The following is a 2,617-nucleotide window of genomic DNA, read 5'->3' on the forward strand; positions in this document are numbered from 1 at the left end:
CGTGACAACTTCCCAGTCCTTCAGATCTGCCCCGTCCCGTTCCTGAACCAGAATTCCGCCGAACACCGGACGGTATACCACAGGCTTGATCAACTCCGGATTCAATTCAACGATGCGGAGATTCTTCTTCGTCCGCAAAATCTCAAGTGCCTTTTCATCGAAAGCCGGCGCAATGACGACCTCAAAGAAATGTTTTGTGATCAACTCGGCCGTGCCCGGTTCCAATTTTCTGTTCAGACCAACGATCCCGCCGAAGGCCGATACAGAATCAGCCATGTACGCCCTTTCAAACGCCTCAGACTGCGTTTCTCCGACCGCGACACCACAAGGTGTCTGGTGCTTGATGATGGCGCAGGCGATATCTTCACTGAAATCATTCGCCGCCCCGAAAGCAACATCAGCATCAAGAATATTGTTGTATGATATTTCCTTTCCGCCGTGTATCCTGAAATCCTCCTGGTCTTTCCGGTTCAGATAGAAGGCCGCTTTCTGATGGGGATTTTCGCCATAGCGCATGGGTATGAATTTTTCGGCGCCGAACGTAAAGTAATTTTTCGTCTCAAAATCAGGTGAAAAAAACTCGGCGATGATCACATCGTACCACGCAATGTAGTCCAGCGCCTTCCTCGCCAACTCGAGGTTGAATGTCTCATCGACCTTTCCCTGCTGCAGATTCTCCAATACATCATTGTACTGCGCGGGATCGAAAACCACACCCACCTTTTTGTAGTTCTTGGCCGCAGCCCGGATCAGTGTTACACCGCCGATGTCGATGAACTCAATCATTTCATCCAGTGTTTTGCCTTTCTGCGCGAAAAAAGGATAGAGATTGCATACAACAAGTCCGATCTCACCGGTTTCCAGTATTTCTTTTGCGATCCGCTGGCTCAATGTCTTGACTCGTTCGCTCTCCGAACCGCCAGTATAGTCAGAGATTTTGATTGCCTCGATTCCATTATCACCCAGTAGTTTTTGTGTACCGCCGGTCGCAATGATTTCGAAATTCAGCCCCTGCAACGCCTTGGCGAATTCGACTATTCCTTCCTTATCGGCAACGGAAATGAGCACCTTTTTATTTATTTTGTTCATGTTATGCTCCATATTTTTTCAACTTCAATGAATTGGCCAATAATAATGGCATTACATCCATCGATTTTAACCTGCCCAGGTAACCCTGCGCACAATTTCTCTCTGTGAACCGCTTCTTATCAGGAAATATGTAATTTGAAAACAGAAGCAGGGGATTGGGATGCCACGAATGAGAATGTAGAAGAGTTGGCGTAGAATGGTCAGATGTCATGCAAAGGACATCCGGTTTCAGGCTGAGGATCGTGGGTAGATGTCTGTCAAATTCTTCAATACATTTAACCTTCTGCGTCTGGTCTCCATCTTCGCCAGCTTCATCAGTTCCTTTGATATGCAAAAAGAAGAAATTGTAGTTGATGTAATTCTCCTTTAAAGTTTTTATCTCATCGGTAAGTGCTTCACCTGTTTTCACAACATCCATGCCAACCAGCGCGGCGAGACCTCTGTACATGGGATAAGTTGCGATCGCGGCGGCATTGATCCCATAGCGCTCGCTCATCGGCTGCAAATTTGGGTTCCTTGCATATCCCCTGAGAAGAACATAGTTGGCACACTTTTCGTCGCTCAGAATATCAGCCGCTCTCCTTATGAAAGCATTGATGATTTCAGATGATCTCTTAGCCGCATCATCCTTTGCCTCGGCAAATACGGGCTTGAGATTTTCTTTCTGCGGATCGGCATCTGTTAGATTTTCGGACAGTCCAGCATCATCGAATCGCACAACGAATCTGTGATCTTTTGCAGGTTTTATCGCAACTGGTATCTTCTCTACATCCTTAATAGCTGCTTGAAGCTTTTTGCACAACCTTGCGCATTCCTTTGTAGATATTCTGCCTGCTCTTCGGTCGATAATGACCCCATCCTTGATGGTCGCGAAATTCGCACGCACCGCAAGATCTCTATCCTTGACCTCCATGTCGATACCGAGTGCTTCGAGTACGCCTCGCCCTATCTGATGCTCAAGGGGATCATAGCCAAAGAGCGCAAGGTGTGATGGACCGCTGCCCGGCGTTACTCCCTGCATGACCGGCACGGTCAATCCAAGACTGCTTTTCTTTGCCAGGCGATCGAGATTCGGCGTCTTCGCGATCTCCAGCGCTGTCTTTTCAGGCGATGGAAGGTCACCAAGACCATCCAGCACGATGAGTAGTATCTTCTTTTCATTCCTGATTAAAAGGTCCTGCAGAATCTCGCTCATACTCTCCCCTTTCTACATGTCAATAATAACCCAATTTCGTGCTCCGTCAAGCGAGACTGCCTTATGGCAATCCCCTCGACGCGGCTATCACCATCGCTTCAGGATGTCGTGTGTATAAAAGGCAACCTCTAACGTAATATCGTTATCTTTCTGATATCACTCTGGTCGTCGGTCTCCAGACGGCAGAAATAGACGCCGCTACTTACGCTCCGGTTATGCTCGTCAAGTCCGGTCCAGACAATACTGTATGAACCGGGGCTTTGATGGGAATCAACGAGGGTCTTTACCAATTGTCCGGCAATGTTATATATTCGCAAACGCGCGCGGCCTGCT

At 47.9% G+C, this 2,617-nt stretch carries 3 protein-coding genes; all 3 read right to left on the reverse strand.

Annotation, left to right across the window (positions count from 1 at the left end; all coding sequences use genetic code 11):
• A partial coding sequence (locus tag OEV79_12545; GenBank protein MDH4212265.1) for a bifunctional phosphoribosylaminoimidazolecarboxamide formyltransferase/IMP cyclohydrolase occupies positions 1–1,089 on the reverse strand: 1,089 nt, incomplete at its 3' end.
• A 1-nt stretch (position 1,090) separates the two neighbouring features.
• Positions 1,091–2,284 carry a 2,3-bisphosphoglycerate-independent phosphoglycerate mutase gene (locus OEV79_12550; GenBank protein ID MDH4212266.1) on the reverse strand — a complete coding sequence of 398 codons (1,194 nt, stop codon included), beginning with the start codon at positions 2,282–2,284 and terminating at the stop codon, positions 1,091–1,093.
• A gap of 128 nt (positions 2,285–2,412) precedes the next feature.
• On the reverse strand, positions 2,413–2,617 hold a 205-nt coding region (locus OEV79_12555; GenBank protein ID MDH4212267.1), incomplete at its 5' end, for a T9SS type A sorting domain-containing protein.

The sequence above is a fragment of the candidate division WOR-3 bacterium genome, from assembly GCA_029858255.1.
In the GTDB taxonomy this organism is placed as follows: Bacteria; Hydrothermota; Tepidihabitantia; order SM23-42; family SM23-42; genus SM23-42.